Raw genomic sequence first — 25,925 nt, 5'->3', positions numbered from 1 at the left:
ACGACGGATTTTGACGCTTGTACTCCTACGGGGAAGCAAGACAAGCTTACGGTAGCGTCTTTGACAGGAGAAGACTCGCTCTAAGCGATCGCATACTCCCAATACGGTTCGGTTAAGGTTTTTTGATGAAAATTCTAGATCGCTAAAGATGCGATAAATAGCCGTCTCTTGCCTTAACCTACGCGCAAGGTGTTGCAGCCAGAGAAGAAAAGGCTTTACACTGCGCGATCGCTCTTGGTAATTTTATAACCTTGAAACAAAAAAAGGGAAAGTATTCAAAATTCTCCCCCTTTTTTCCCTTAATAAACTAATCAACATTCAAGTTGCACAATCAGGACGGATAAGATGTCCACTCCACAAGATATTGAGAAAATTTTAATATGCAAATTAGATGTGTTTTAGCTTACCTACTTTCTTTCTGGATGCGCTGCATCCTCTGGTGAAGGAGTACCCATCCGGTTAATTGTGGCAATCATCTGATACAAGCGCCCCAAATCGCGTTGATTGAAGTATAAAATGAGGCGAGGTAGTCCAACAGTTTCATCTTGTGCTTCTTGAGGTAATGCCTGACTTTTTTCAATTCTTCCTTGAATAATAATGTCGCTAAAATCAGCATTTAGTTGTTCTAAAAGAGCGTCTGATATATCTGTCTTCAGGCGGATGACTAACTTCTCGCTTACATAGCGGCTGGAATGATAAACTTGGTAAAAACGGGTGATAGCATCACAAGCCACATCCAGGTTATCTGTCACCGTGTAAAGGCTGGGGTCTTCAGGATTGACAAGACCATTTTGCACTAATTGCTTATCAATATATTCGCTCCAAGAGCGCCAGTAATCACCACCAGGGCGATCGATTAAAACTAAAGGTACTGGTCCAAATTTACCAGTTTGGCTTAATGTCATACATTCAAAAGCTTCATCTTGAGTACCAAAGCCTCCTGGAAACAAGGCTACAGCATCACTTTCTTTGAGGAGAAACAGCTTGCGGGTAAAGAAATATTTGAAGTTAACTAGCTTGGGATCGCCCTCTATAAAAGGGTTTGCTTGCTGTTCAAAGGGTAACTGAATGTTTAATCCAAAGGAATTTTCTCGCCCAGCACCTTCATGACCCGCTTGCATAATTCCACCACCACCACCAGTCATCACCATAAATCCTAATTGAGAAACAGCGCGAGCAAACTCAAGAGCCATTTGGTATTCTGGTCTATCTGGCGCTAGACGAGCAGAACCAAAGATGGTGACTTTGCGAATGTGTCGATAATCATAAAAAAGTTGGAAACCGCGCTCCATATCTGCTAATGCAGCGGATAATATTTTCCAATCGAGACGCTCAATTTCGTTATCAGCTAGACGAACAATAGTAGTAAGTGCTTGCTGAATAAATTGCCGATTTTTTAATGTCGGTAAACGAACGATCAATTCAGCGATATCCGCCTGTAAAGACTCTAATGTGTCAAACGACGCAGATGAGGTCATGAGAACTGCTGCAACAATGGGATTATATTTTACGTGAACTACTCACACTCTAGCAAGCGGGAATAGCCCTTTGATGTGCAGTTAGCAAATTAATTCAGAACTGGTTTTGAAGCTGGAAATTCTAAAAATTTTTTTGATAAGGCTTGTTGCGATAATTCAACTTTTGAACACCATAGCAAGTTCTCTCGGTCGACCAATTGACATAACTCTCTCACTGAGGATAGTTGCCACCAAAATATATATCAGAGTTTGTGTAAAATGGTATGCCTTACATCTATAGCGTATATCAAAAGAAAATTTTGTATCTTATTGCCAGATTTTTTGGGAATTAATGCCCATAATAAAAGCACTCTAACCCTAATCTAAGAAAGTAAAAAAGCTCTCTAGACCACAATATCGTTCAGTTCAAGCTAAAATCCTTGGTAGAGACGCGAAATTGGACTGGACAACTCTTTGAGACGCGATCGCGAACGCCCCCCCGCCCTGCTAACATCCCGCTGCGCTAACGCGTCTTTACAAGTCAAAAATCAGTACCAAAAATCCTTAACCAAAGCGTATTGCTCTACAAAGCGTATTGCTCTAAAGGATCTTTGATCGAAAACTGTCTCAATTACACATCGACACATTAATGCATAATGTGTCGATGTGTATAGTGCCTAAATCCTAGTAGAATATTTTCGCAAATCTAAGTAGGAAGATAGATGGAAGTTTCTGGACGCATCAATTACCCACTGAATCCTCCTCCCACTCTTGAAGATTTTCCCGTCCTTCAAACTGAAAAATATACCCTACGACTGGCTTCAACTGAAGAAGAATTAGAATCAATTTTTCGGTTGCGCTTTGAAGTTTTTAATCTTGAACTAGGCTTAGGATTTTCTGCTTCTAACTTTACTCAGATGGATATAGATAAGTTTGATGCGGTTTGCCATCATTTAATTTTAATCTCCAAACATACAGGTAAAACCATTGGAACTTATCGGATGCAGACCTATATAATGGCTTCTCAAAGACTAGGCTTTGATGCTACCGATATATTTAATCTTAATGGAATCCCCAATTCTGTGCTTCAGGTATCAGTAGAAGTTGGGCGTGCATGTATAGCTAAAGAATATCGCAATAGTCAGGCACTTTTACTACTCTGGGAAGGGTTGGCAAATTATCTCATCTGGAGTAAAAACCAATATTTCTTTGGTTGTGCATCATTACTCACACAATGTCCTGTGCAAGCTAGTTGCGCTTATGATTATTTTCGGCAGAATAACTTGATGCATCCAAGTATTTTGGTTTACCCAAATTCACAATTTTGCCTAGAACTGACTCAAAATTGTCCAGATTCATCTAATGTTGAGATTCCGAAAATTTTGCAGGCATACTTGAATATTGGAGCTAAAATATGTAGCTTTCCTGCTATTGATCGGCAGTTTAAAACTATTGATTTTTTAACTATATCTAATATTGCAGACTTTGCCAAATGGCGTTATCCAAATCCTCTCAAAAAAACCTTACCACTGAGCATTTTTCATGATTAATGCTACTACTGCCAGCTTATTTAACGGACGCGAGAAAAAATATCCTTGTCCATATTCACACTTAAACTTATTCAGAAATGCTAGCTGCTCTTTTGTCTCCACTCCTTCGGCGGTAATATCCATACCTAATTTGTGTGCCAGTGTGATAACTGTCTCAATAATTTCTAAATTCTTGCCATTAGTATCTATCCGGCTAACAAAGGAACTTAACTGACCAATATGGACAGCATTGGCGTTAAATGCGGCTAAACTTAGTGTATTTAACACTCCATTTATATCTCGGTTTCAAAACCAAATCCAGTTTTGCGGGATTTGATACAACCTTGCCCATATCTTTTTGTAGTTAATAAAGGAGAGGTGTTGATTGCCAATCTTACCAATCAAATTAAAGTCCGGTTGGCGATGTCTACGACGGGCGTCGCTGTGGCACCTCATCCAGTCCACTTAACTAGATGATTTGAGAAAACTTTTTAGGAAACCCACTTACTTATGCGCCATCTCAAATTTGCTCCGAGTTGGTTGCGATTTTTAACTATCTTCTTATTGACGATGGGTATATTGTTTCGCTTTTCTAATCTTGATGGTAAAGTTTTCTGGCAAGATGAAGTTTATGCCTCATTGCGAATTTCTGGTTACACAATTAATGAAGCTAAACAGCAACTTTTTAATAATCGTGTGATTAGCAAAGAAAGTTTTGCTCAGTTTCAAGGTGCAAATCCAGACAAAAGCTTAAATGACACAATTATGTCTTTGGCAAAACAAGATTCTCAGTATCCACCGTTGTATTACATAATAGCCAGATTGTGGATGGAAATCTTTGGTAATTCGGTGACAGCGATTAGAAGTTTATCAGCCTGCATCAGTTTGCTGGTTTTCCCTTGTGTTTATTGGCTATGCCGAGAATTATTTAATGTGCCATTATCAGTTCCTGGTGTTGCGATCGCACTCATGGCTATCTCTCCAATTCACCTAGTATACGCCCAAGAAGCACAAGAATATATTCTTTGGTTAGTCACTATTTTACTATCCAGTGCGTCTCTGCTGCGAGCCATACGGCTAGAAGATGAGCTAGCAAAAGAACGACAAAAACCTGATTTATTCGCTATCTGGAGTATTTATGCAGTCACCTTAGCCATTAGTCTTTATACATTTCTTTGGAGTGCATTTGTCGCAGTTGCTCATGGAATTTATGTGATGATAACTGCAAAATTTAAGTTTACTGAAACTGTGAGAACTTATTTGCTAGCATCACTAGTCGGTTTTTTAGCTTTCATGCCTTGGATAACAGTTGTAATCGGTGATTTTTTTAAATTTTTGATTTCAGCAGATAAAACAACAGCGCAGTCAGATTTAATACCTATCTTTCCATTTTTGTTGATGCAGTTAAGCCGGATTTTTTTTGATATAGGCCTTAGCTCAGAAAATTCTCTAGGCTATTTAATTGCACTAGCTTTTTTAACTTTGGTAGGATATTCAATTTATTTTCTTTGTCAATCAACTAACTATAAAACTTGGTCTTTTATCATCACTTTAATTGTAGTGCCAGCATTACCCCTAATACTGCCAGATTTAATTGCTGGGAGTATACAATCGTCTACCGAACCATATTTAATCCCATCTTATTTAGGAATCCAATTAGCTGTTGCCTATCTACTAACTACGCAACTATATAATGGGAGCGGATCGCGTCGGAGCTTTTGGCCCATAATCATGACATTAGTGATTATTTGTGGTTTGATTTCTTCTAAGGTGAGTTCGCAGGCAGAAACTTGGTGGAATAAGGGTATGAATTATGGCAATCCCCAAGTTGCCCAAATCATTAATCAGAGTAATCGTCCACTTTTGATTAGTGATGCTTTTAGCAATAATTATGGTCATGTCTTTTCTTTAAGCTATCTTTTGGAACCAAAAGTGCGATTTTTGTTGGTGAACAATCAAAATATTCCTAAAATTCCTGATGGGTTTACTGATGTGTTTTTACTTAATCCTTCAGAGGATTGGGGCAAAACCATAGAAAAAAAGTATAAATTCAAGACAGATATTGTTTATAGTGATAACTATTATTCAATCTGGAAATTGGCTAAAACTCGTAATTTGCGCCGACGTAATATTTCCCCTAATAATCAATTATCTGCCGAGCTATCAACTAGGTAAACAATTCTTCCATAGCTGATAACTCTTGATAAGTTCTTTATTGCACAGATCAGTCTGCTTGAAGTATATAAATCCACTTTTACCACTTCACTAAACAAGTGTTTTTGTAGCTAAAAATACAATTCTTATCTTGAACAAAAAACTACTGAGTCTAATTAGTAACTCCGCTACTTGACTAACTCACTTTCTACAATTAGAATCCATCACTGTGGAAACTTTGCCAGCAATTTCTTGATAAATATCACAAGTGCCGGAGAAACTTCCAGCACTCGTGTAAGAACTTAAACTCCCGATTTTGTACAGAATTTACCGCCACTTTAAGTTTCTGCATAGGTAGAGATTGGACATTTGACTGCGCAACAATCGCCTCGTATGATGAGCATTTATCAGGATTTGGCATAGGCGCGGCGGAACCTTCACCTTGATGATTTGCTTTGAGCGATCGCCTCTATACTACGTTTATTTGGTTAGACATTTTTAATAAGTTGTTTCGTTAAAGTAGATAATTGTTATACAAGTTATTGTGAAATTTAGTTATGCGGCATCTCCAACTTGCTCCCAATAGGTTGCGGTTTCTCATTGTAGTTTTGTTAATGGTGGGTATATTTTTTCGTTTTTTTAACCTCGATCGCAAAGTTTACTGGCACGATGAGACTTTCACTTCATTGCGGATTTCTGGTTATACGTCAAATGAAGCCAAGCAGCAAATATTTAATGGTCGCCTAATTAATAAGGAAAGTTTTGCCAAATTCCAAAGTCCCAATATGGAGAAAGGCTTACGTGACACCATTATATCTTTGGAAGTAGACGATCCACAGCATCCACCAGTGTATTATATACTCGCTCGGCTTTGGGTGGGAATCTTTGGCAATTCGGTGACAGTAATTAGAAGTTTATCTGCCTTTATCAGCTTGTTGATTTTTCCGAGTATTTATTGGCTGTGTCGAGAATTATTTAAAGCATCGGCATGGGTATCGGAGGTTGCGATCGCACTCATGGCAATCTCCCCTATTCACTTAGTATACGCCCAAGAAGCACGAGAATACATTCTCTGGATAGTGACTGTATTACTATGCAGCGCTTCATTACTACGAGCATTACGATTGGAATCACAAGATCGAGTACTACGTATACTAAATTGGGGAATGTATGCAGTCACTTTGATGCTTAGTCTCTATACATTTTTGTTCAGTGGATTTGTTGTAGCCGCTCATAGTATTTATGTAATTGCCATTGCAAAATTTAGATTTACTAAAACAGTAAAAGCTTATCTATTAGCATCTTTAGCAGGGCTTTTAGCTTTTACATATTGGATAATGGTTTTAATAGTTAACTTATTGCAAGTAAAGAGTTCAACCGCCTGGACAAAAACACATTTACCCTTAGATGCTTTAATTAAATCTTGGCTTTTACAGGTAGATCGGATTTTTCTTGATTTAGACTTAGGCTTTGAAAATCTGTTTACCTATCTAATAACACCATTTTTTTTAGTTCTTGTTGGATATTCTATTTATTTTATTTGTCAAAAAACTAACTATAAAATCTGGTTGTTTATCGTCACGTTGATTATGATTCCTGCATTACCTTTAATGCTACCAGACTTACTGTTTGGGGGTATACGCTCACTTGCCGAACGTTATTTATTGATTTCTTATTTAGGAATTCAACTAGCTGTTAGTTACTTACTAGCTACGCAGCTAAACAATAAGAGTTTTGTACGCCGGAGAATCTGGCAAATAATCATGGGACTAGTGATTATTTGTGGGCTAGTTTCTTATGGAGTGAGTTCTCAGGCTGATACTTGGTGGAGTAAGGTTATTAGCTCTGGTAATCCACAAGTTGCAAAAATTATTAATCAGACTAATCATCCACTTTTGATTAGTAATGATTCTGGTATTAATTATGGTAATGTATTTTCTCTCAGCTATCTTTTACAGCCAAAAGTGCAGTTCCAATTAGTAAAAGACCGTTCTATACCCAATATTCCTGATGAGTTCGCTGATATTTTTTTACTAAATCCTTCAGATACCTGGCGTAAGCAAATAGAAAAAAATTATAATTATAAAACAGTTGTTGTATACGGTGACAAGAATTACTTGCTCTGGAAAATAGAAAATCCGCGTAGCGACGGATTTTTTGAAAAAATTAGGACTTAACCAAAATTAGACGCTGTATTTATGGGCAATTCATATAAATGAATTCGCGTCAGGTAGAGAATAAACTTAATTGATTTTCGACTATTATTTGCATAATTTTATATTAAACAATATTTCCATATATTTTTTGATATATGGAAATATTTGCTAAAGTCATCATCTTTTATAAGATATTTAAATAGTTTCTTGATTAAAATCAGCTAAAAGCAACAAAAATAAATATTAAACAAATTCTCATCTGAAATTAATTTAAGTAATGGTACGATGCTTTAAATTATCCTTTGTGATGAATTCAATGATTCATTGAAAGGTGTTCTATGCAAATAACAGATTTTCTTAGTCTTTTACATCCAGCGATCGCAATTATATTCGTGTTTCCACTCATCGGTACAGTAATTAATTTTGCTTGGCAAACACGCCAACGTAGATTGCAAAGTTTAGCGGGGAGTAAGAGTAAAATTCCTCCAGTGGTGGGTGCAGAACATAAGCAGTTAGGTGAAAGGCTCACAAGTGCAGTTGTGGGATTAACTTTAATCGGATTAAGCTATCCTATTGGTAAAAATATTATCAAAAATCAATTATGGAATCAAACACCTTTTCAAGTTATTTTTATACTGCTAATATTTGCTGCCACCATCGCCTCATTAGTATTTCTTTATCGGGCAAAACAGCGGGTGTGGCGGGCAGTTTTTGCAACTTTAACTGGTGCAGGTTTAGTAATTCTAGGCTGTCAAGATGGAGTCTATCGCCGCACCAATGAGTGGTATTGGTCACATTATTATATTGGCATTACCGCAGCACTGCTAATGATTTTTTCATTAGCAATTGTTCAAGATATTTATCAAGATAAGTCCAATCGCTGGCGTCTTGTCCATACGATTTTAAATTGCATTGCTTTGTTGCTATTTATTGGACAAGGTATGACAGGAACGCGAGACTTGTTAGAAATTCCTCTGAGTTGGCAAGAACCCTATATTTATCAGTGTGATTTTGCTAATAAAACTTGCCCAACGCCAAATTCCCAAGCACCAAAATAAGCAAGGGAGAATAACCTTCAGGAGTCCTGAGTGGAGAATCTCATTTATTTTCTCAGAACTCGGAACGGGCTAAACCTTAGCTATCCGCTAACGTAACTGTTTTGCCCAATGCCTAATCATTGTAGTGGCAGAGTAACAATTACTATTGTGCCAACACCCTGCTCACTTTCTAATTGAATATGACCTCCATGCAACTCCACACATTTTTTAACTATAGTGAGTCCTAGTCCTGTTCCTTGAATTACACCCACATTGCTGGCGCGATAGAAGGTTTGAAATAGATGAGTTTGGTCTTTGAGAGGAATTCCCATTCCCCGATCTTTGATTTGGAAAATGGCGAGGCTATTTTTGCAAATCAAATCAAACCAAATAGTGTCATTCTCAGGGGAATATTTGATGGCATTGGAAATCAAATTGGTTAAGATACAATTTAGTAGGTCTTCATCTATTTGGGCTTGGATCGATTCACCTTGAAAAGTAAAGATAATGCTGTGCTTACTACCTGCATTTAGTTGAAGAATATCTGTGAGTTCGCTACAGAAATTTTCTAAATTTAAAAGTGTAGGTTTGTATTCGAGTTTAGCTGCTTCCGTTTTACTCAAGAATAATATCTCATCTAAGAGATTAAGCATCTGGTTGATAGCATTTTGTATTCGCTCGAAATATTTAGTTCTCCGGGCATCAGTTAGTTTATTGCTGTTGTATTCAAGGATATCTACAGCCGTCCGAATCGTAGTCATAGGGGTGCGGAACTCGTGAGAAACCATTGCTACAAAGTTTGACTTTAACTCGTTGAGTTCCTGTTCTTTTGCCAGCGCTTGACGGGTGCGTTCTTCACTCTCGCGTAGTTGGTTGAGAATTTCGCTTCTTTCAATGGCATAGCGAATGGCACGCACTAACCGTTGTATAGTTATTTTATCTTTAACTAAATAGTCTTGCGCTCCTTCTGCTAATGCTTGCAGTGCTAATTCTTCATCATCAATACCTGTTAATACCACAACTGGGATATCAGGTACTGCTGCCCTAAATTCTTTTAATGTGTCCAGTCCAATAGAGTCTGCAAGGCTGAGGTCTAACAAAACTAGGTCGAATCTGCGTTGCTTTCGACTCCCTAGCTGAGAATTATCAAGGGTGGACGCAGAGTTTTCCCTGCTAGCTTCTATTGCCTCAGATAACCGTTCAACATGTAACATCTGCCATTGTTCTTGATCTGCATTTATAAATATCCGGTGTAGCAAATGAGCATCACTTGCACTATCCTCTACTAATAGAATGTGAATTGTGAGCTTTTCCATAGTACAGGGTTATATCAATTTGGTAGATAATCACCTGATTTCCTATTTTTTAGATAGGGATAGAAATCATGCGTTTATTAGAAGGTTACTAGGCAGTTATTAACTATATATTTAAAGATACCTTAATTTGCATTGAGAGTAAAATAAAATACTGTTCTTACGCCCGTCCCAGTTCTGACTCAGCCTAGATGCGACCACCATACTGTTATCGACGAGTATGAAGACGGCGGAAAACCTCATAAATTCGCTCAAGATATTGAGACCATTATCCTGAGCGATCGCTTGTAAATTACTAAGAGCTAGACTGAGGGCAGTATCACAGTCAACGAGAACAAATTCCTGACCGCGAGTACCCACACGAGAATAAACATAGCTGCGGTAAGCTACGCTAACGCACCAACGTAGAGACAATGCAATTTTTGACACAAAAAACAAGTGGAGATGTAGTTTAACACCACATCTCCACTCTCAATTTACTGTATTAGGGTTACAACAAAAGACCCCACGAGCTGATTAAAACTTGGGAAAGTTCAAATTAATTAACGTGACTCAGTTCCTTGATTGGGGCTACCTGCTACACCATCGTTTTCTGGTGCTTCTGGAGTAGCAGTGGATTTAGCATCACTCTTTTCCGCATCACCAGTTTTGCGGATATTTTCGTCGATAGGGGTTTCGCCGTCAGGAGAAGCAGTAGACGCAGTTTGTTCATTATTAGATTTTTGTTGTTCAGCCATGATTACATCCTTAATTATTTATCCTTGGAATCATCTTAAAAAATTAGGAGTATGAGTGCATCTATCCAGAATATAGTTATGGCTGATTCCTCCCTCTATCCTAAGTATTGTTTTGTACTACTCATGTCTGCTGACAAAAATCCATAAATATAAAAGTTGTTAACCTTAGAACCGTTGCTATCGTTAATGGAGAACCTAGAAGGGGTTTTATCGCCGAGATGGTTTTAAAATTGCTGTATTCATAGTTGACAAAAAATGCAAAATCATCTATTTGGATCTGAATGAATAGTATGGTGTGATGATGGTGATACAAACTATCAAAATTTAATTAATGAACCAGAGCAATCTATCGTTACCATCTGGATGTGTCCTTCGCAAGGCAACCTCTGCGGATCGGTGGTCGATTAGATTGCTGGTATTTTCAGCCAAACTTGACCCAACCCAATTAAATTGGCAGCAATTTTGGGTAATTGAATACAATCAAAATCTGATAGCTTGTGGACAGCTGCGTAATTTCTCAGGGGCACAAGAACTTGGTAGCTTGGTCGTTGCATCAGCTTGGAGAGGTCGCGGTTTGGGTAGTTTGCTAACGCAGCATTTGATTAATACAGCAACGCAACCACTTTATCTGGAATGCTTAGGTCAACGGCTGGTGCAGTTTTACAGTCGCTTTGACTTTGTACCAATATCTTTTGAAGACTTGCCACAATTTCCCAAGACAATAGGCTTATCTAGGCTCAAGGATAAATTTAGATTCTCGCAGTTAGCTAAAAGGCTGCTCAAAGTTCCTGTGGTATTTATGGAATATCAAGGTAAGACTAATTCGTAATTCGTAATTTAAGATATCCACAACAAGGCTTGATACAAGATGTTTCCAGCCCTTTACTCTCCCCATTTTCTATTTCAACTTAGAGGTTTAGCAAAAATCGTTAGTAAGCCAGGCCCTAGTAAATAATGGTGATTTAAACACAATAGCCCAGCAGAGGAGCCAAGAAGTTGACGTTGATTAGGGCTGTAGAGTCTAATTCCACGGGGAGAGACTGGCAATAATTGAGGTTCTGTCTCTTTTTGAGAAGTAATATCAACTAAATAAAAGCGTCCACCGGGATAAAGTACCCGTGCTATCTCACTAACCACCTGTTTAGGTTCCAAATAGTGCAAGAAGCTGATAGTACTGAAAACGGCATCAAATTGGCCATCAGCAAAGGGAAGAGACTCAGCTTTGCCCTCAATATAAATTAAGCGTGGACGGTGGCGGTTGCTCTGTCTTGCTACCCGCAACATATTAGCAGATAAATCCAATCCGGTAGCTCGCAAATCGGGAAACTGAGTAGCAAGGCGCTCAAGTAAGCGTCCAGTACCACAACCTATATCAAGTACATTTGCTGGCTCTGGTAAATCGACGTACTCCAGCAACCGTTGGTGAACGGCTCGATAAAATACTGAAGGAAAGAACCAATCGTAACTTGATGCCCATAGATCAAAAAGTAGCTTTTTGTTATTGAAAAAGTTATCAGTCATTAGTTTTCGCAGCTTTACGATATTTTCGCTTGCATAAATTATGTTAATGTGCTGAGTCACATCAGTAATTGCACTTAAAAATCTTTACTTATGTTAGCTTGAGATTAAATTGGTCAACAAATACGTAGACTAAATAAAAACATAAAGTACTGCCAGTAACCTAAAAAATTTTGCATCGTTAAGGGATTGAGCCGAAATGTTTGTCAAACAGTGCCAATTTGCTGAAAGGCTTGTCCTGTCTAGATTTTTACCTTGAAATTCGAGCTTTTTACTAGGTAAAGGTTAGGGGGTTAGGTTTTGGATGGGTTTTTCAATATGAACTGAAAAGTCAGGACAAATTATCGGGAACTGTAGTACTTGAATGTGTAGTTAACAGTACTCCTGCTAACTCTGTAGAGAACCAAAGAAAAAGTAATAAGTGCATAAAACTACAAAACCTAACTGTATTTCTTTATAGAGGTTCAAATACAAAAACTCAATCTAGTTTGAAATTATCAAGGTGAAAAATTATGACAAGCTTTATGCAATTTCACTTACACAACGATCTACTGCACCCAGTCCGCGAGTGGCTGGAAACGATAGAAATTCATAACTCCAAATTGGCTCATTTCCTATGCAAAGTTATTCCTGCTCAATGTCCCTTTGAGCGAGACATCACGCTGTTTAGTCGGAAGCTATTGCATATTCCACCTATGTGTAAATTAAATCCTCTATACGAGGAAGTGGTTAGTTTACGTTTTAGAGCGCTCTGTTATCTTGCCGATGAATGTGGTGAAGATATCACAGCTTATTGCTGATAGCCAGTTGGATTGTTGTTTGATCGAGCAGCGATCGGTAATTGCAGATTTACGGTTGTTACTTACTCAGGTTTATACTAAGCTAACGTACACCTAATTAGATGTTTGGCTATTAAGTAGCTGGCACTATTGTTGCTTCCCGTATCCTGCTGAAATTATTAACATCATCATGACGCACATCTTACTGATTGAAGATGAGGTCAAACTGGCACGATTTATGGAATTGGAATTGAATTATGAAGGCTATCAAGTCAGTATTGCCTACGATGGATTAACTGCACTCACCGCAGCCAGGGAGTTGCATCTGGATTTAGTAATTTTAGACTGGATGTTGCCTGGGTTATCCGGGTTGGAAATTTGCAGCCGCTTGCGAAATATAGCTGAGAAAGTGCCGATAATCTTATTAACCGTCAAAGATGAAGTGAGCGATCGCATTGCAGGTTTAGACGCTGGTGCTGATGATTACCTCGTTAAACCCTTCAGCGTTGATGAATTATTAGCCAGAGTCAGCGCTCACCTACGAAGAAGCAACCAAGTAGAGTACGCAGATGTTTTAGAATTTGAAGACCTAAGTTTAAACCGTCGCACGCGAGAAGTGTACCGAGATCGGCGGTTAATTGAGTTAACTGCTAAAGAATTTGATTTACTAGAATATTTACTGGCCCATCCGCGACAGATAATTAGCTGCGATCGCATTTTAGAGGAAGTCTGGGGTTATGACTTCATGGGCGATGTCAACATCATTGAACCTTACATTAACTACCTGCGCCTGAAACTTGAAGCCAATAACGAAAAATGTCTCATTCAAACTGTGATCGGTGTTGGCTACAGATTGCATGATTAAATTGGGGATTTGGGCGAGACAAGCAAAAGACTTTCCAATAATTCTTCCTTATTCCCTCAGTGCCTATTGCCCAAAAGCAAAAGGCTTCAACTTAGCAAATTTTGGCGTTTTTGGCAATCTCTACAAAAACTCATCCAACTCAGAGTTAATTATATTAGGATGCACAAAGCTGTAATCATCCAAAATCCAAAACTTAAAGTGGCATGACCTATCTAGAAACAGCAGCGCAGTTCTACCGCGAAGTTGCCCAAACCCCGCAAGTTGGACTTTGTTGTGTACAAAGTACGCCCCTGCAACTACCAGGATTGAAAATTCCTTTGCCAATGCAGGAAATGAATTATGGTTGTGGCACCACTGTTCACCCCACCGAACTAGGAAACCAACCTACAGTGCTGTATGTCGGCGTTGGTGGCGGCTTAGAAGCGTTGCAATTTGCTTATTTTTCCCGTTATGCAAGTGCTGTAATTGCCGTTGAACCGGTTGGGGCCATGCGGGAAGCAGCAGCACGTAATTTGGAAATTGCTGCTCAAGAAAACCCCTGGTTTAACACCAGCTTTGTCGAAATCCGCGAAGGTGATGCTTTTAATTTACCTGTTGCTGATGCTAGCGTCGATATCGTGGCACAAAATTGCCTTTTCAACATCTTTGAACCAGAAGATTTAACTCGTGCTTTAAAAGAAGCATATCGGGTGTTAAAACCAGGTGGACGCTTGCAGATGAGCGATCCAATTGCGACTCGTCACATTCCAGCACATCTTCAAGAAGATGAGCGGCTGAGAGCCATGTGTTTATCAGGCGCACTCACATATGAAGAGTATACTGAAAGGATTATAAATGCTGGTTTTGGTCAAGTTGAAATTCGTGCCCGTCGTCCTTATCGCCTACTAGATTCTCAGACTTATAATTTAGAAGAAAACTTACTTTTAGAAAGTCTGGATTCAGTCTCATTTAAAGTTATCATTCCAGAAGATGGTGCTTGCATTTTCACTGGAAAAACAGCAATTTATGCTGGTACTGAAGCCTTCTTTGACGATTTGGCAGGTCATATACTTCAGCTAGGTATCCCGGCTGCGGTGTGTGATAAAACTGCCGCTAAACTTGCTGCTAGCAAGCCAGCAGAAATAATTGTTACCGATTCAACCTGGCACTATAGCGGCGGTGGCTGCTGTTAATTTATTCAGAAAGAATTCAGGTGTCAGGTGGTCGCCAAGCGCAGTCGAGGTGAGTCAGAATGGGCTAAACCTTAGCTATCCGCTAACAGAATGGTTCTGTGCGACACTTCTCTACGAGACACTTTGCGTAGCTTGCTTCTCCGGAGACGTACGACAAGCTCAGTGCATCGCTGGGTGATGAATGCACAATTTGAATATTTCACTAATTACATTCTGAATTCTAGATTCTGAATTCTGACTTCTTGTTTATAAACTCCAAAATGTTGTTAATTAGTCTGTTTTTGGCTACGCTTTTTTTAGCATATTCAAATGGAGCAAATGATAATTTTAAAGGTGTAGCGACGCTGTTTGGTAGCCGGACTAGCAGTTATCAAACAGCAATTTTGTGGGCAACTTTTACAACCTTTGCTGGTGCAATCACTGCGACTTTTTTAGCAGGATCATTAATTAAACAATTCTCTGGAAAAGGACTATTACCTGATGCGATCGCTAATGCCCCAGAGTTTCATCTCGCAGTCGCGATCGCTACTGGATTGACTGTACTCATTGCTACCCTTATGGGGTTTCCCATTTCCACAACTCACAGTTTAACAGGTGCGCTGGTTGGCGCTGGATTAGTTGCGATCGGATTACAAGTTAATTTTGCCGCTTTAGGAACTTCCTTTATTTTGCCTTTATTACTTAGTCCAATCATTGCTATTCCCTTGGGAGCAGGAATTTACAGCTTATCTGGCTATATTAATTCAAAATGGCATCTACCAGTCAACCAAAAAATGATTGATGGTTGCCATTTTCTCAGCGCTGGAATTATCAGTTTTGCTAGAGGATTAAATGATACTCCTAAGATTGTTTCACTCATCCTAATTATTGAATATTTCTCGATTCAGGGGGGAGCGATCGTGATAGCGATCGCAATGGCACTTGGCGGTTTACTAAACTCCCAAAAAGTTGCAATAACCATGAGTGAAAAGATTACCTTAATGAATCATACTCAAGGCTTATCAGCAAATATAGTAACTGGTATTCTGGTCATTGCAGCTAGTAAGTTTGGGCTTCCATTTTCTACCACTTACGCTTCAGTTGGTTCTATTTTTGGTGTAGGATTAATTAGCAAAAAATCTAAATCTAATTCTCGTGTTTTTTATCAGATTCTACTATCGTGGATTTTAACTTTACCAACTGCTGCAATTATTAGTGCAATAACCTACAGATTATTGCAAGATTAGAAAAATTGAATATTGTTGTGCAATTTTTTAGGAGTATTAACTAATGCAAACTCAAGCAAAAAGTCTAATAGATACAGCAGTAACAGCCTTTAAAAACAAACTCAGTTCACCTTTGACAAAAAAAGGAATCACTGTTTTACAAGTTAATCTAGGTAAGCTTTGTAATCTTGCTTGTACACACTGTCATGTCGAAGCCGGTCCAAAACGTACAGAAGAACTTTCTCCCGAAATTTGCGAACAATTGATTTCACTAATCTATAAATTTCCCGAAATTAAAATTGTGGATTTGACTGGTGGCGCACCCGAAATGAATTATGGATTTAAGCCACTGGTAGAAGCAGCAAAAGCAACTGGTAAACAAGTCATTGTCCGGTCTAATTTGACCATTTATTTTGAAGATGGATTTGGTGATTTACCAGAATACTTTGCTAAACACCAAGTAAGAGTTGTAGCTTCTCTACCCTGTTACTTAGCAGATAATGTTGATAAAATGCGCGGTACTGGTGTTTTTGATAGTTCAGTCAAAGCTTTGCAGTGGCTTAACCAAATTGGCTATGGTAAAGACCAAAATTTAATTTTGGACTTGGTTTTTAATCCCCAGTTGCCCAGCGATGAAAAATTTTATTTAGCTCCTGAACAGAGTAACCTAGAACGAGATTACAAAATGTTCTTGCAAGAACATTTTAATATTGTGTTTAACAACCTCTTCACCTTTACCAACCTACCAGTTGGTAGAACCAAAATGCATTTAGAACGGAGAAAACTATACGCTAGCTATTTGCAGTTTTTAGAGTCGCATTTTAATCCCAGCACAGTTGAACATTTAATGTGTCGCGATGAACTTTCAATTGACTATCTGGGCAATGTATATGATTGTGACTTTAACCAAATGATGAATTTGCCTGCAAAAACTCGTAATGGTGAAACTTTGACAGTTGGCAAATTGTTAAAAGCTGGCAATTTAGACCTGATTAGTCAGGTGCAAACTGCTGCTTATTGCTATGGTTGTACTGCTGGGTGTGGTTCTAGTTGTGGTGGCGCTTTGCTCTAAAAACTAGAGCATTTACTTTTCTGGCCCGACATCTCTCAGGAAGAGTCAGCATTTGTACATTGCTTCGCAGTTCGACACTACTGACTTGGGCTGTTGAACACACACAAACACTTAGAAACGTTATTTACGTCTAGATTGCGATGATTCGCGTCCGCGCATGAGAGCAGTATATCAAGGCTTTGGTTTCCGCGATCGCAGCCAGAGACAAATTAGTGCTTATTTTGTCTCTCGCTATGAATATCAAATATCTCCACAAGTTATCTAAATTGATATGTCTTTTATCGATGAAATTAATCCTGTCAATGCTTTGATTGTGGGAGCCAGCCAAGGTATTGGTTTGGGTTGTGTGAAAAAATTGCTACAAGATCGCAGAATAGCTAAAATTTATGCAACTTCTCGTCAACCGGAATTGGCCTCAGAGTTAATAGCTCTTGTAGACAAATATCCTGAGCGATTAATTTGTTTGAAGATGGATATTACTGACGAGTTACAGATTATTGAAGCTGTTCAAAAAATACATACTCAAGTTGATAAACTGCATTTGGTAGTCAACTGTGTAGGACTGTTACACGAAGATACTTTGCAACCTGAAAAAAGCTTAAGACAGATCAATTCAGAAAATTTGCTGCGCTACTTTCAGATAAATAGTATTGGTGCTGTCTTACTGGCTAAACATTTATTGCCTCTGTTTCGTCATGGCGATCGCAGCGTGTTCGCCACTATTTCTGCTAAATTGGGCAGTATTGGCGATAACCAACTTGGTGGATGGTATGGCTATCGGGCTTCTAAAGCAGCACTCAATATGTTGATGCGAACTGCGGCAATTGAGTATAAAAGAAGTTGTCCGAAAGCATTAATAGTAACATTGCATCCTGGTACAACTGATACCCGCCTTTCTCGTCCTTTCCAGCGAAATGTACCTGCGGAAAAATTATTTTCAGTAGAACGTACTGTTACCCAATTATTGGCTGTCATCGAACAGCTTCAAGAAGGCGATAGTGGACAGTTTTTCTCATGGGATGGAAGCAGATTGCCTTGGTAACTTTTTAAAATTTAGGTTCTAAGAACTAGGAAACTCTAACTCAGCGCTTCCCCGTGCTAACTGCACCACCTCAGATGGTAGGTGTCGCTCCAACCAATCTTCTAAATCAGCTAGTACCTCGCGGTAATTTATGTCACTCTGAAGTTCGTGATAGGCTCCTGGATACTCGATTCTCAGCTTATCTGTGCAGTTTAGCCGTTGGTAAAAGATGTCGCTTCCTGCTGGCAAAGCTACTCGGTCTGCGCCACCGTGGAGAATCAATAATGGTAATTGCCAATCACCTGCATGAGCATTAATCCAATCAACTGTTACAAAGAATTCTGTAGCCAGACGGGCAGCAGCACGGGTATGTCGCATTGTATCCTGAGCGATCGCAGCTAAAACCTGCGGATCTCGTGAACCAGCGCTAATGTCAATGCCTGTATTCAGGGTAAAACGCGGCCACACCCGTGAGAGCATTTTTCCTAAAAGCACCCGAATAGGTGAAACCCCTACTTTACCCAAGGTTGGCGCAAGAGCGATCGCACCCTGTAATAATGATGCTTGTTGGGAATACCGCAGAATGTAATCTAAGACAATCACCGCGCCTAAACTATGACCCAAGAGAAAAACTGGACATCCAGGATTCTGAGTCTGAATTAACTGTAAAAAGCCTCCCAAGTCTTCACGAAACTCACTCCAAGCGTTGATATAGCCTCGTTGACCCGGTGAGCGTCCATGACCGCGCAAGTCTAAGGCGTAGACAGCATATTGTTTGGGTATCAACTGCTCAATTACATTACTGTAGCGATCGCTGTGCGCTCCGAGTCCATGCACAATGGCTAATATTACCCGTACTTTACCCTCTGGATGCCAGCTTTGATAATACAGTTCAAGTCCTCCAACACCTGGGAATCTACCTTGTTTATGAGAGAATATGCGATCGCTATGGTCAATCATAGGGTTAATTTTTTATGTAATTTAAATAATTTCTATACTAATTTTGAGGATAGTTTTAATTCCACTAATACAATATCTGCTGCGACACTTCCATTAACTCTATGGCGCATTAATTGTTCAAAGAATATTTTCAAAAATAGAGTAGGATTTTTTATTATTTCTTGGAGTAATCTCAACTTAGATACTGTTTGATTTTTTCCAAATTTAGATAAACTAAAATTGTTTATTGTTCTTGCCATAACAGAATTTGCAGGTGGCATATAAAATTTTATCTCACAGCCTAGTTGATGTGCTAGTTCTTCATAAGATTTTTTACTCAAACGTAGTAGATGATGTGGTGGGTGATTTAATATATCAAACCAGTCTGATTCAACCGACATAGGTGAATAAGGAGTGCTGATGAATATACTACCCATCGGTTTGAGAACAGAAAGCATTGATGCAATAAATTGCTTTGGTTGGCTAATATGTTCTAAGCAATGAAAAGACAATACATAGTTAAAGCTTTCGCTAGGAAATTTATTGTAAAAACTCTCAATTGTTTCACAGTAAACTTCAAATCCTCTTGCCTGACATTGCTCAATAGAGACTGGAGTTGTGTCCAAGCCAACTATACGAGTATTTGAAAGTTTTTTGGCAATTTCCAGAAAATTACCTCCCCCGCAGCCCACATCTAAGATAGAAATTGAATTTTGTCTTTCTCGCTTATTTATTTGCTCAATTACGGCAAACCATTCCCATCTAGATTCTGGATAATAACCTGCTCTAGTAGTAACCCATTGGTAAAATGACTGGCTGCCTGCTTCTAGAGGAAAAGCATATTCAAGTGAGCAATTTTTACATTGCTGAATCTCATAGTCTATTATTTCAATTTTGTCTGGTGGCTTTTCAGCAAAATAATCTTCTAATTCGCTCATAATATTTTTTTTAGAGAATGAACGAATATGGATGCTTTCATGACTACAAACAGGACATTCATTTGAAATATTTTTAGACATAATAAAGATTGGATTATCTATTTTTTATGTGTTGCAGTTAAAGTTTACTATGTTTTTTATACTTTACAGCAATCTTTTACTGTTGTTGAATAAGACTACAATGAAATACGTCGGGTGTACAAGTATAAAAAACATTGAATGAAGGAGGCAGAAGTTAGAAACTGTTTATGTCTGATTTTAATTCCTGCATTTTGTACCTTAGTTACTCGCAAACTGCTGTATATTGTGGTCAGAGATTATTGTTCTAAAAAGTTTGTAACTTTGAAATTTGATGTTCCCTCCCAACAATGGTTCAAAAATGCATTTACCTGAGCATCTGCTGCATCAACCGATTCTCTAGATGCATTAAATTGCACTGCTGTTACAATGTATTCAAAGATAATTACAAATTGCTTTTGGGGTGAAATTCTTTCGACTACAATTGTTTCACCTATCTTCGGGATTTGAGACGGATTTACCACAAATGTCTCAATTTTAGGTTTATCTAGTGGATTTTTGAAATTGAAGTATTTACAGTAAACAATAATTTTCACTTAGACAACCACCAATAATAATTCAAAATTCAAAATTTAAGAGCATATGTAAGGTGTGTTACGTTTTACTAACGCACCCTACGTTTATTCCAAAAATCTGAATTGGAAAATTGTGAATATTATAGTAAATTTTGAAAAAATATCTCTTAACTTATTTTCCTTGCCATAGCTGCCGCAACGACTGAAAAATCTTGACAAATCTCTCTTCTAGCCAGACCATAACATAATCAAGCCATTCCAAAAGTTGCTCTAAGGGGTGCTTCTCATAGCCAGTTAAAGTTGCTTTCGTTTCTATCCAATCTGGCTGTGCCTCAACTTGACTGCTTTGGTTAAATTGCTGTTGCAAAATTTCCCCTTTACGACTCTCGCTTTTAGTTTGGGAAATGCGGGTTTGAGTTTGTTTTACAGAGGCGACTTTTCCAAATGTTTTTTTACTTGATGTAAGATTACGACTTGGTTGTTTTCTTTGTACCAAACCAGATCCGACTTTAGATTGTTTTACACTCAAATTCTTTTGTGGAAAATGCCCTATTGATAAACTTGGGGCTAAAGCAGGATTTATTCCCCCAGAAAGTGTAACTGGCTTGTCAGCAACGGTTTCGCTGTCACCAAATAAATCATTCCAAGTTAGCCAAGGATCGTTTGTTAAATCCTGATTCTCTATCAGAGGGCTTTTGGACAAAGCTTTTCTAAGGCGTGACGAGAAGAGTTTACCTGGCAATCTTTCATTACTAGTTGTTGTCTCAAGTGTTTTTCTATTACCAACACCAAAAAAGTAATTAAGTGCCGCCTCAATCAAAGCCTGAAAATTCTGTGAATGAGTTTCTAAACCATCAGCGTTAGGGGCAATTTCTCCTTTGGCAGCTAATTGCTCTTTGCCATAAAGAAATATGTTTAACTGAGTTTGGGCAACTTGGATAACTTCCTGGCTGCGTTCTTGCACTGGGACTAAAGCATTCGATTCCAACTTAGCAACGGCTATATCTAGAAATGCTAATAATCTATCTGTATTGAGTAAATCTTTTGGTATACCCTCGGCTAAAACTGGAATTTTAGCTGGATTTACGTCAGTGAGTTTTGCTAATAATCGGTCAATTTGTGGTAATAGCTGCGTTTCTTTTTTAGCTACAATTAAACGCCAAGACTGCCAGTAATTAGCAACTTCGTTAATAATTCGGTCTTCTAATTTTGCCTGTTGTTCGGGTGTTAAGATATCTAAAATTTCATTGTCAGCAGTAACAAGTACTAAATTTCGATTCATCAAATTTGTGGCAATTCCTCGCACTATTGGCAGACGCTGTTGAAGGGCATTGTCTAATTGTGAAGGGTTGAGACTGACAGCTTGATTAGCCGTAATATTTGATGATTGAGTAAGATTAGAGTTATTTTCAACCAATTTAAGCCGAAAAACTCCCAATAAAGCCAAGGGATTAAAATGTTCAGATGCTTTCGTAGCAGTGGAGGCGGGTTCATCTGATGACAGGTAATTGACTGCCTCTAGTACATTTTGAATCGGACTATCAGCATTGGGTAGAGTTTCAGGCTGAAAATCGGTATCATTTGGTTGTAACTTTAATCTAGTTTGTGGTTCTTTAGTATGTAGCGTTTTCCCAGATGATTCAGATGACTGAAACAGTAGATACACTGGGTAAAGTAGTACCTCGACACCCCACTTAGTGGCGACTTGCAAATGCCGGAAGGTGTGTTCCCACTGTTGTGTCACCCGCCGAGATTGCTGGTGGACAAAGTTAAATAGTCTGCTTTGATAACGACCAGAGGAACCAGAAGACATAGTAGTAATTTTTTAGTTCAAGTCTTGTTAAGTTGTGAGACTCGCGCCAAACAATAAAAACGACCAACACCTCATCTTAGCGAATATATGACCCCGACTGTCTCTCAATCCCAGACCAAATTTATCTCACAAGCAATTGAGCAACTGCGCTCTTTTTGTCAAGTTAATCTTCAGTCTACGTGGCTGTATCAGGAATCTGACCTAGTTATTACTGATGTTGTAGCTGCTGATGTGTCTCATTGGCAACCTGCCCAGTTGAATGCTAAAGAACATATTGCTTGGACGGGTGGGAAAAAAGTGCTGTGGCTAGTGCAAAGATTGGTGGTTCCCCAAGATTTACACGGTTATCCCTTAGCTGGGTTGTCTTTGCGGCTGGCGCTGGTTTGGTGGGCGGATTCTGCTGAGATTTATGTAAATGGCGAGTTAGTGCTGGAGGGTGATTTATTTGATTGTTCGCCGAGAGTGCTTCTGTGTCAGGGGGTGATGCCAGGGGAAGAATTCACTGTGGCTTTGCGGTTAGTGAGTCCGGGACATTGTGATGGTGCTTTAGTGCGATCGCTCCTAGTTTATGAGTCTTATGTTGATAATAATCCCGATCCGGGTTTTGTGGCTGATGAGTTAGCTGTGGTGCAACTTTATTTGGAAAAATTTGCGCCGGAGAGGTTGGATGTTTTGGCGGTGATGGTGGGGGAGGTTACGAACCGCCTTCGCGAAGCGTCTCGTAGAGAAGACGCCAAGGACGCCAAGGAAGAGTTATTAAGATCGTTTTTGTCTCTACGCCAAAATTTAATTCAATCCGACATCTTAGCCCCCCAATTGATCGGGGGTTGGGGGGATCAAAAATCTAAAATTTTTTTATTGGGTCATGCTCACTTAGATTTAGCATGGTTATGGCCTGTGAGTGAAACTTGGAATGCGGCACAAAATACTTTTGAGTCGGTTCTGAAGTTGCAAGAAGATTTTCCTCAGTTAATTTTCTGTCATTCAAGTCCCGCACTTTATGCTTGGATTGAAGAACATCGCCCAGATTTGTTTAGCGCAATTCAAGCACAGGTAGCCGCCGGACGTTGGGAAGTTGTCGGCGGAATGTGGGTGGAACCAGAACTCAACCTAATTGCTGGTGAATCAATAGTCCGTCAGTTACTTTATGGTCAGCGCTACATCCAGGAGAAATTTGGCAAGCTTTCAACTGTGGAATGGGTTCCAGATTCTTTTGGTTTCTGTGCAACTTTACCGCAGTTTTTCGCTAATGCCGGAATTGAGTATTTTGTGACGCAGAAGTTGCGATGGAATGATACTACTAAATTTGATTATGGGGCTTTTTGGTGGCGATCGCCTGATGGCAGTGAAGTCTTTAGTTTGATGTCTGCACTCATCGGTGAAGCTATAAACCCAGTTAAAATGGCAACTTATGCTCTTGAGTGGCAAACCCAAACTGGTTTACCAGAATCTCTCTGGCTTCCCGGTGTCGGCGACCACGGCGGCGGCCCCACCCGTGATATGTTAGAAACGGCCCAACGCTGGCAAAGGTCGCCTTTCTTCCCAGACTTAGAATTTACGACGGCTGAAAAGTATTTACAGCAAATCAGTAAAGGAGGCAGAAGGCAAGAGGCAGGAGGTGGTAGTGATGATTCTTCCTCGTTCCCTACTTGGAATGACGAACTATACTTGGAATTTCATCGCGGTTGCTACACTACCCACGCAGATCAAAAACGCTGGAATCGTCGTTGTGAAAATTTATTATATCAAGCTGAACTATTTGCTACTTTGGCAACTGTAAGCTGTGGTGTGACATATCCCAAGGCAGAAATTGAAGCAGCTTGGAAATTGGTGTTATTTCAACAGTTTCACGATATTTTACCTGGTTCTTCAATTACCCAAGTTTACACAGATGCCTTGCCTCAATGGCAGCAAGTGGAACAAGTGGGAACGAAAATATTACAGGAATCACTTTTAGCGATCGCATCTCACATTACCCTATCAGAACCACCAAAACCCGATAGTCTACCTATTTTTGTTTTCAATTCTCTCAATTGGCAACGTTCTGAGGTAATCTCTGTAGCCTTACCCACACCACCAACAACTACCCAAGGATGGCAGATTTACGATGCTTCTGGAAACCAGCTTGTCTCCCAATTATCTGAATCCTCAACCCTACTATTTCTCGCCACCGAAATTCCACCCGTAGGCTACCGCATATTTTGGCTTTCCCCTTCACTCCCCACTACAGACGAGATTAATCGCGTCTCTCCCTCATTTCCCCCACTCCTCCCAGACTGGATTTTAGAAAATGAATTCTTGCGAGTTGTTATAGATCCTGATACCGGAGATTTATCAAGTGTTTTTGACAAAACTTATCAGCGAGAAGTTTTAAGTGGGGCGGGGAATCAACTACAAGCTTTTAAAGACAGTGGGCAATATTGGGATGCTTGGAATATAGACCCCAATTATGCTCAACATCCCTTACCCTCAACAAATCTTCAATCTATTCAGTGGTTAGAACAAGGCCCAGTGCAAAGTCGTGTGCGCGTGGTGCGTCAGTTGGGTGAATCGGAATTTTGCCAAGACTATATTCTGCAAGCTGGTTCACCTCTGCTGAACATTGCTACAACTGTCAATTGGCAAGAAAATCATGTATTAGTAAAAGCTGCTTTTCCTCTAAATATTGAAGCTGACTTTGCTACTTATGAAATTCCCTGTGGCGCGATTCGCCGCCCAACTAAACCACAAACCCCCGCAGAGCAAGCAAAATGGGAAGTTCCTGCTTTGCGTTGGGCTGATTTAACAGCAGAAAACATACAGACAGATACCCCAATCCCAAATCGTTATGGTGTCAGTTTGCTCAATGATTGTAAATACGGTTATGACAGCAAACCAAATCAACTCCGCCTAACACTGCTACGCAGTTCTAATTGGCCAGACTCAGAGGCTGACCGAGGTTTTCATGAGTTCAAATATACCTTGTATCCTCACGCAGGTAGTTGGCAATCAGCCCATACAGTACGGCGTGGCTATGAATTGAATATACCGTTGCAAGTGATATTCAATTGGCCACTGGCTAAACCCTCCACTACCGCTACCGACACTATTGAAGGAGTAAGTTTCCTAAATTTATCAGCTGAAAATTTAATCTTGATGGCATTGAAGCCATCTGAAGACGATCCACAGCAGTTAATTCTGCGATGTTATGAATCTCACGGAGAAACAGCCGAGTTATCTTTGCAAAGTGATTTAGGGTTAAATCTCGGAAATCCAGTAGATTTATTAGAGCGCTCTGACAGTACTGAATTTCCATCTCAGCAACAAATCTTGATGATACAACCTTGGAAAATCGCCAATTTCAAGGTGATACCAGCGATTAATCCCAGGCTGGAGTCAGCCACTATAGTTAATGGTTAGTAACCACTAACCATTAGACATCTGGTGAAATGAAATATGTGTTAGAGGATGTTTTAAAAGTCCTCTGGCCGGTAGCAAAACATTTTAGATCCCCCTAAATCCCCCTTAAAAAGGGGGACTTTGATTCCGGTTCCCCCCTTTTTAAGGCAGGGCTGATTCATTCCCTAAAACAGGTAAAATTGCAAGTGTTGAGGGGAGGAAAATTATGGGTAGTTCTCTGATTGAACA

Annotated in this window: 22 protein-coding genes; 12 read left to right on the top strand and 10 right to left on the bottom strand. The window is 39.3% G+C overall.

Going from position 1 to position 25,925, the window contains the following annotated elements; translation table 11 throughout:
• Positions 1–407 precede the first annotated feature (407 nt).
• Positions 408–1,478 carry an LOG family protein gene (locus tag V7K44_RS04795; protein ID WP_334929147.1) on the bottom strand — a complete coding sequence of 357 codons (1,071 nt, stop codon included), beginning with the start codon at positions 1,476–1,478 and terminating at the stop codon, positions 408–410.
• A 701-nt stretch (positions 1,479–2,179) separates the two neighbouring features.
• On the opposite strand from V7K44_RS04795, the gene V7K44_RS04790 reads away from it, so the two are divergent.
• Positions 2,180–3,007 (top strand): GNAT family N-acetyltransferase, encoded by an 828-nt coding sequence (locus tag V7K44_RS04790; RefSeq protein ID WP_334929145.1) that lies wholly within the window; start codon positions 2,180–2,182, stop codon positions 3,005–3,007.
• Here V7K44_RS04790 and V7K44_RS04785 read toward each other — a convergent pair.
• Positions 2,981–3,274: an EAL domain-containing protein gene (locus V7K44_RS04785; protein ID WP_334929143.1), complete on the bottom strand. Its 294-nt coding sequence runs from the start codon at positions 3,272–3,274 to the stop codon at positions 2,981–2,983. The genes V7K44_RS04790 and V7K44_RS04785 overlap by 27 nt on opposite strands.
• Before the next feature lie 222 nt (positions 3,275–3,496).
• Here V7K44_RS04785 and V7K44_RS04780 point away from each other — a divergent pair, with 222 nt between their 5' ends.
• The 3 genes from V7K44_RS04780 (at position 3,497) to V7K44_RS04770 (ending at position 8,354) form a co-directional block, all read left to right on the top strand.
• Positions 3,497–5,161 carry a glycosyltransferase family 39 protein gene (locus tag V7K44_RS04780; RefSeq protein ID WP_334929141.1) on the top strand — a complete coding sequence of 555 codons (1,665 nt, stop codon included), beginning with the start codon at positions 3,497–3,499 and terminating at the stop codon, positions 5,159–5,161.
• A gap of 536 nt (positions 5,162–5,697) precedes the next feature.
• Entirely contained in the window at positions 5,698–7,317 is a 1,620-nt protein-coding gene (locus V7K44_RS04775) for a glycosyltransferase family 39 protein (RefSeq protein ID WP_334929139.1), read from the top strand.
• 317 nt (positions 7,318–7,634) lie between these two features.
• Positions 7,635–8,354, top strand: coding sequence for a DUF4079 domain-containing protein (locus V7K44_RS04770; protein ID WP_334929137.1), 720 nt, complete (start codon positions 7,635–7,637; stop codon positions 8,352–8,354).
• A 116-nt stretch (positions 8,355–8,470) separates the two neighbouring features.
• Here the strand turns inward: V7K44_RS04770 and V7K44_RS04765 are convergent, their stop codons facing one another.
• The 3 genes from V7K44_RS04765 to V7K44_RS04755 form a co-directional block, all read right to left on the bottom strand.
• Positions 8,471–9,649 carry a hybrid sensor histidine kinase/response regulator gene (locus tag V7K44_RS04765; RefSeq protein WP_334929135.1) on the bottom strand — a complete coding sequence of 393 codons (1,179 nt, stop codon included), beginning with the start codon at positions 9,647–9,649 and terminating at the stop codon, positions 8,471–8,473.
• A gap of 111 nt (positions 9,650–9,760) precedes the next feature.
• Positions 9,761–10,075 (bottom strand): hypothetical protein, encoded by a 315-nt coding sequence (locus V7K44_RS04760; protein ID WP_334929133.1) that lies wholly within the window; start codon positions 10,073–10,075, stop codon positions 9,761–9,763.
• 113 nt (positions 10,076–10,188) lie between these two features.
• Positions 10,189–10,383, bottom strand: coding sequence for a hypothetical protein (locus V7K44_RS04755; RefSeq protein WP_334929131.1), 195 nt, complete (start codon positions 10,381–10,383; stop codon positions 10,189–10,191).
• 331 nt (positions 10,384–10,714) lie between these two features.
• On the opposite strand from V7K44_RS04755, the gene V7K44_RS04750 reads away from it, so the two are divergent.
• Positions 10,715–11,212 carry a GNAT family N-acetyltransferase gene (locus V7K44_RS04750; RefSeq protein ID WP_334929129.1) on the top strand — a complete coding sequence of 166 codons (498 nt, stop codon included), beginning with the start codon at positions 10,715–10,717 and terminating at the stop codon, positions 11,210–11,212.
• Positions 11,213–11,286: 74 nt separating this feature from the next.
• On the opposite strand, the gene V7K44_RS04745 is transcribed toward V7K44_RS04750, so the two are convergent.
• Positions 11,287–11,904: a class I SAM-dependent methyltransferase gene (locus V7K44_RS04745; protein ID WP_334929127.1), complete on the bottom strand. Its 618-nt coding sequence runs from the start codon at positions 11,902–11,904 to the stop codon at positions 11,287–11,289.
• Between the two features lie 509 nt (positions 11,905–12,413).
• Between V7K44_RS04745 and V7K44_RS04740 the strand changes: the two genes are divergently transcribed.
• From V7K44_RS04740 to V7K44_RS04715, 6 genes are all read left to right on the top strand, one after another.
• Positions 12,414–12,701 carry a Mo-dependent nitrogenase C-terminal domain-containing protein gene (locus V7K44_RS04740; protein WP_334929125.1) on the top strand — a complete coding sequence of 96 codons (288 nt, stop codon included), beginning with the start codon at positions 12,414–12,416 and terminating at the stop codon, positions 12,699–12,701.
• Between the two features lie 169 nt (positions 12,702–12,870).
• Positions 12,871–13,545 (top strand): response regulator transcription factor, encoded by a 675-nt coding sequence (locus V7K44_RS04735; RefSeq protein WP_334929123.1) that lies wholly within the window; start codon positions 12,871–12,873, stop codon positions 13,543–13,545.
• 203 nt (positions 13,546–13,748) lie between these two features.
• Positions 13,749–14,717: an arsenosugar biosynthesis arsenite methyltransferase ArsM gene (gene arsM / locus V7K44_RS04730; protein WP_334929121.1), complete on the top strand. Its 969-nt coding sequence runs from the start codon at positions 13,749–13,751 to the stop codon at positions 14,715–14,717.
• Between the two features lie 260 nt (positions 14,718–14,977).
• Positions 14,978–15,943: an inorganic phosphate transporter gene (locus V7K44_RS04725; RefSeq protein ID WP_334929119.1), complete on the top strand. Its 966-nt coding sequence runs from the start codon at positions 14,978–14,980 to the stop codon at positions 15,941–15,943.
• 43 nt (positions 15,944–15,986) lie between these two features.
• Entirely contained in the window at positions 15,987–16,994 is a 1,008-nt protein-coding gene (arsS, locus tag V7K44_RS04720; protein ID WP_334929117.1) for an arsenosugar biosynthesis radical SAM (seleno)protein ArsS, read from the top strand.
• 271 nt (positions 16,995–17,265) lie between these two features.
• On the top strand, positions 17,266–18,036 hold the full coding sequence (locus V7K44_RS04715; protein WP_334929115.1) for an SDR family NAD(P)-dependent oxidoreductase: 771 nt from the start codon (positions 17,266–17,268) through the stop codon (positions 18,034–18,036).
• A gap of 18 nt (positions 18,037–18,054) precedes the next feature.
• On the opposite strand, the gene V7K44_RS04710 is transcribed toward V7K44_RS04715, so the two are convergent.
• From V7K44_RS04710 to V7K44_RS04695, 4 genes are all read right to left on the bottom strand, one after another.
• A complete protein-coding gene (locus V7K44_RS04710) occupies positions 18,055–18,975 on the bottom strand; it encodes an alpha/beta hydrolase (protein ID WP_334929113.1) in 921 nt (306 codons plus the stop codon).
• A 32-nt stretch (positions 18,976–19,007) separates the two neighbouring features.
• Complete coding sequence (locus tag V7K44_RS04705) at positions 19,008–19,973, bottom strand: class I SAM-dependent methyltransferase (protein WP_334929111.1); 966 nt, start codon at positions 19,971–19,973, stop codon at positions 19,008–19,010.
• A gap of 236 nt (positions 19,974–20,209) precedes the next feature.
• A complete protein-coding gene (locus V7K44_RS04700; protein WP_334929109.1) occupies positions 20,210–20,434 on the bottom strand; it encodes a hypothetical protein in 225 nt (74 codons plus the stop codon).
• A 223-nt stretch (positions 20,435–20,657) separates the two neighbouring features.
• Positions 20,658–22,298, bottom strand: coding sequence for a hypothetical protein (locus V7K44_RS04695; protein ID WP_334929107.1), 1,641 nt, complete (start codon positions 22,296–22,298; stop codon positions 20,658–20,660).
• 87 nt (positions 22,299–22,385) lie between these two features.
• Between V7K44_RS04695 and V7K44_RS04690 the strand changes: the two genes are divergently transcribed.
• Complete coding sequence (locus V7K44_RS04690; RefSeq protein ID WP_334929105.1) at positions 22,386–25,697, top strand: alpha-mannosidase; 3,312 nt, start codon at positions 22,386–22,388, stop codon at positions 25,695–25,697.
• The last annotated feature ends 228 nt before the right edge of the window (positions 25,698–25,925 follow it).

This window comes from Nostoc sp. (assembly GCF_036917235.1).
Lineage (GTDB): Bacteria > Cyanobacteriota > Cyanobacteriia > Cyanobacteriales > Nostocaceae > Nostoc.
Note: the sequence above shows the minus strand (reverse complement) of the source record. Positions and strands in the feature narration are given on the sequence as shown.